Annotated in this window: 3 protein-coding genes; all 3 read right to left on the bottom strand. The window is 64.0% G+C overall.

What is annotated here, in order from left to right; translation table 11 throughout:
- Nucleotides 1-687: 687 nt before the first annotated feature.
- Nucleotides 688-1,629 (bottom strand): ABC transporter substrate-binding protein, encoded by a 942-nt coding sequence (locus tag QW868_RS33420; protein ID WP_316232566.1) that lies wholly within the window; start codon nt 1,627-1,629, stop codon nt 688-690.
- A gap of 129 nt (nt 1,630-1,758) precedes the next feature.
- Nucleotides 1,759-2,802 carry an ABC transporter permease gene (locus QW868_RS33415; protein WP_315770576.1) on the bottom strand — a complete coding sequence of 348 codons (1,044 nt, stop codon included), beginning with the start codon at nt 2,800-2,802 and terminating at the stop codon, nt 1,759-1,761.
- A 4-nt stretch (nt 2,803-2,806) separates the two neighbouring features.
- Entirely contained in the window at nt 2,807-4,318 is a 1,512-nt protein-coding gene (locus QW868_RS33410) for a sugar ABC transporter ATP-binding protein (protein ID WP_316232565.1), read from the bottom strand.
- Nucleotides 4,319-4,759 lie beyond the last annotated feature (441 nt).

Genomic DNA, 4,759 nt, shown 5'->3' with positions numbered 1-4,759 from the left:
TGCTACCGGCTGGAACGACATTTGCCGGAAGGGACTTTCACCCTCTCAAGAACCGCGCCTTTCCACGGCGCACCTTACTCTACGCTCTCCCCGGTGTCCGGCCTGTTAGCCACCGTTGTCGTCGGGATCATCGCCCTTCCGACTTGGCGCCAGCATCGGGGCGCCAGGACCACGCAGCTTCACGTCCGCAAGAGCCTCGTTCGTCCGCATGCCCCTAGGACATGCTGCGAGCCCTCGCGGCCACCGCATTCCCGCCTCGCGCCTCGTGACGATCGCGAAACGCCCCTCGCAAGCGAAGCGGGATGGAGGGAGAAGACCATGGATTCTGGAAAAACGAAAGTGAAATTTTTGACGGAGTCCGACTGATCAAGCGGACGAGATTGAAATCGCGGGCGAAAAAAGTTCTTCGCCGCGAAGGGAATAGAGCAACGGGACGACTGGCAACCTCCGTCAATCGCATCGATCGCACCCGAGAGCTGATCCGATTTGCCCGACGGGCAGTCGCGACAAGCAAGCGTCCGAGTGGGTTGCTCCGTCATGCCCGAGCTTGTCCCGGGCATCCACGTCCTTCCCGGGATGCCTCGCGATGTGGATGGCCGGGACGGGCCCGGCCATGACGACGCGGAGATGGACCGCGACAAACTCAGATCATCATATGCGATCGCCCGGCCCGACCTCGCACCGGTCTCAATCGTACAGCACAGCCGCGATCTTCGGATCGGTGATGTTGGACTTGTCATACCAGTAGAAGCCGGTGTCGGTGACCTTCGGCAGCTTCTCGCCCTTTAACGCCTTGACCGCCGACTCCACTGTGCAGCTGCCGATGCCGATCGGATTTTGCGTGATCGCGCCCGCCATCTCGCCCGAGGTGATCGCCGCCTTCTGCTGCTTGCCGGAATCGTAGCCGATCACGACGATCTTCTTCTTCATCTCCTTGACGCCGTTCAGCACGCCGATCGCGGAGCCCTCGTTGGCGCCGAAGATGCCCTTGAGGTTCGGATTGGCCTGCAGGATCGACTTGGTGATCTCGGTCGACTTCAGCTGATCGCCGCCGCCATACTGCACGCTGACGATCTTGATGTTCGGATGCTTGTCCTTGATGCGCTTCAGGAAGCCGTCGCGACGGTCGATGCCGGTGCGGCTGGTCTGGTCGTGCACGACCACAGCGACGTCGCCGGAATCCCCGATCATGTCCGCCATCTTGTCGGCGGCGAGGCCGGCCGCGGCGAGGTTGTCGGTCGTGCAGGTCGTCAACGGAATGTCGCTGTCGACGCCGGAGTCGAAGGCGATCACCGGGATCTTGCCCGCATCTGCCTTCTTCAGCAGCGGAATCGCTGCCTTGGAATCGAGCGCGGCGAAGCCGATCGCCTGCGGCTTCTTGGCGAGCGCCGCCGAGAGCATGTCGATCTGCTTGTCGACCATGGCCTCGGTCTCGGGCCCCTCGAAGGTGATCTTGACGTTGGCGGCCTTCGCGGCCTGCTCGGCGCCGAGCTTCACGGCCTGCCAGAACTGGTGCTGGAAGCCCTTGGAGACGAGGGGGATGTAGACATCGTCGGCGCGCGCGCCTGCGGACACGCCCGTGGTCATGACGGCGCCGAGCGCGACGCCGAGGAAATGCTTCTTCATCATGGGTGTTCCTCCATTCAGTCTGGTGATTGTCGTTTTGACGATGGTCTCGTTGCCATTGCCGCTGCGCGCGGCGCTGGTCGTTCGGCTCGAACTCGGGGCGATGGTGGTCCGCTGGATCTCCTTTGAGGATCAGCCGCGGTTTCGGCGCAGCATGTCGGCGTAGACGGCGAGAATGATGATGATGCCGGTGACGACGAACTGCCATTCCTGGGCCACCGACAGGATTCGCAGCCCGTTGGTCAGCACGCTCATGATGAAGGCGCCGATGATGGTGCCGAGAATGGTGCCGGTACCGCCGCTCAGCGACGTCCCGCCGATGACGACGGCGGCGATCGCATCGAGCTCATAGCCCTGGCCGAGTGCCGGCTGCGCGGAGTTGATGCGCGAGGCGAGCAGTAGCCCGGCCACGCCGCAGATGGCGCCGCCGAGGCCATAGATGACGATCTTCCAGCGGTCGACATTGACGCCGGACAGCCGCACCGCCTCCTCGTTGCTGCCGATCGCGAACGTGTAGCGGCCGAGCGCGGTGCGGTTGAGAACGACGGCCGCCAGCACCGCCATCACGAACAGGATCAGGGCCGCGTTGGGAATCGGCAGGGCAGGAACGACAGTGCCGAGCAGCGAGTCCTGCGAGATCATCGAGAAATTCTCGGTGTTGCTGAAATAGATCGGCTTGCTGCCGGAGACGACCAGCGCCAGCCCCTTCAGCACCAGCATCATGCCGAGCGTCGCGATGAACGGCGGCACCTTCATCTTGGTGATGACCGTGCCCGACACGGCGCCTGACAGCGCGCCGGTGGCGATGGCCGCGACGATGCCCGTCCACATCGGCAGCTCCCAATAGGTCAGGAACACACCCGCCATCACGGCGCAGAAGGTCATCAGCGTGCCGACCGACAAGTCGATGCCGGCGGTGATGATCACGAAGGTCGAGGCGATCGCCAGCACGCCGTTGACCGCGGTCGCCTGCAGGATGTTGATCATGTTGTCGGTCTGCATGAAGGCCGGCGAGGCGAAGCTGAAATAGACCAGCAGCAGCACCAGGCTCGCGAAGGCCAGCAGCTTCTGCAGCGCCGCAGGTCCGAGCAGCCGGCGCCGCAGCGCGGCCATCGCACCGGACCCGGGCGCCGCGAGACTGTCCTTGTGGTCCTTGACCAATGCCGGGTCGCTCATGCCGTCAGCCTGCCTTCATGGTTTCGCGCTGCGTGGCCAGCTGCATGATCCGCTCCTGCGTGGCCTCGTCCGGCGACAGCTCGCCGGTGATGCGGCCCTCGCACATCACGACGATGCGATCGCTCATCCTGATCACCTCGGGAAGCTCCGACGAGATCATCACAATCGCCTTGCCCTGGTCGGCCAGCGAGCGGAGCAGGCGGTAGATCTCGTTCTTGGCGCCGATGTCGATGCCGCGGGTCGGCTCGTCGAAGAACAGGATGTCGCAATCACGATCGAGCCATTTGGCGATCACGATCTTCTGCTGGTTGCCGCCGGAAAGCAGGCGAACCTGCTGCGACACCGAAGGCGTGCGGATGTTCAGCATCCGGATGAAGCGGCCAGCGGTGTCGCGGATCGCGCGCTTCCTGAGCACGAACTTCATTGCAAGGTAGTTCGCGAGGTTCGACATCACGACGTTGGATTCGACGTCCATGCCGGTGGCGAGGCCGAAGCGCTTGCGGTCCTCGGAGAGATAGCCGATGCCGTGGGCGACCGCATGCGCCGGCGAGCGGATCGTCACCTTGCGATTGTCGACGAGAATATCCCCGGACGGAACGGCGTCGGCGCCGAAGATCGCGCGCGCGACCTCGGTGCGGCCGGCGCCCATCAGTCCAGCAAAGCCGAGGATTTCGCCCTTGCGCAAGGTGAAGCTGACGTCGCGGACCAGCGGCCCGCAATTCAGCCTGCGCACCTCGAGCGCGATCTCGCCGGCCGGCGCCGTGCCCGCCACGCGCGCATCGCTCAGGCTGCGCCCGACCATCATGCCGATGATGGTCTCGATCGTGGTGCTCTCGGCCGGCACCGTCGCGACATACTCGCCGTCGCGCAGCACGGTGACGCGATCGGCGATCTGCTTCAGCTCGTCCATCTTGTGGGAGATGTAGACGATGCCGACGCCGCGTGCCTTCAAGGCGCGGATCATCTTGAACAGCTCGGCGATCTCGCGATTGTTCAGCGCGGCGGTCGGCTCGTCCATGATCAGGACGCGCGAGTTGAAGGACAGCGCCTTGGCGATCTCCACCATCTGCTGCCTGGCCACCGTCAGCCCGCCGACTGTCGTGCGCGGGTCGATCGACAGATTGAGCTGGGCAAGCAGCTCGGCCGCCTGCCGGTTGAGCCTGTCCTCGTCCAGCAGCAGCCCGAACGCCTTCATCGGCTCGCGCCCGATGAAGATGTTCTGCGCCACCGTGAGGTGGTTCATCAGCTGCAGCTCCTGATGAATGATCCCGATGCCGGCGGCCTGCGCCTCGCGCGGGCTCGGAAAATCGACGCTCGCGCCGTCATAGAGAATGTCGCCGCTATCCTTCCGGTAGACGCCGGCCATGATCTTCATCAGCGTCGATTTGCCGGCGCCGTTCTCGCCCATCAGCGCATGGACCTCGCCCGCGAGCAGCTCGAACTGCACATTGTGCAGCGCCCGGACGCCGGGAAAGCTCTTGCACAGCCGTTGAACGGAGATGAGCGGCGTGCTCATGCGTCAGCGCATGTGGTGATGGAGGTTGCGTACAATCGCCACGGGGCGGTGGTCGCGACATTGGCGGCGACACCATGCACGGCGAGCGACATATCGCATCGCAAGCGCGATCACATTCATCCTCCCCGGCCTTCGCACGCATCATGTCGAACGCGTGCGAGCCCGCGTCCATTCAATGGCGCGGCGTTGTGGTCAGGCTATTCATCCGGGGATGAAAGTCTATAGGTAAAATCGACAGGCCTTGCGATGCGCATGCAGGACGCGACCGCGGAATAGCGACGACGCGCCCGGTGGCGAGATCGAACACGTCGTGCGTTGGATTTGCGCAATCTCGACAACGACGGTGAGCCCCCCTCCCCCTTGCGGCTACGGGATTCCCGGTTTTATGCTTTGGGTTGCAAGTAGATAGCCTTCAAGCATTGCAGCGAGACGATCCCAGCC

The organism is Bradyrhizobium sp. SZCCHNR1051 (assembly GCF_032489615.1).
Taxonomy (GTDB): domain Bacteria; phylum Pseudomonadota; class Alphaproteobacteria; order Rhizobiales; family Xanthobacteraceae; genus Bradyrhizobium.
Note: the sequence above shows the minus strand (reverse complement) of the source record. Positions and strands in the feature narration are given on the sequence as shown.

Excerpts from the sequence above, each read along its gene's own strand:
- QW868_RS33420 (WP_316232566.1), bottom strand. The coding sequence starts at position 1,629 with ATGATGAAGAAGCATTTCCTCGGCGTCGCGCTCGGCGCCGTCATGACC.
- QW868_RS33415 (WP_315770576.1), bottom strand. The coding sequence starts at position 2,802 with ATGAGCGACCCGGCATTGGTCAAGGACCACAAGGACAGTCTCGCGGCG.
- QW868_RS33410 (WP_316232565.1), bottom strand. The coding sequence starts at position 4,318 with ATGAGCACGCCGCTCATCTCCGTTCAACGGCTGTGCAAGAGCTTTCCC.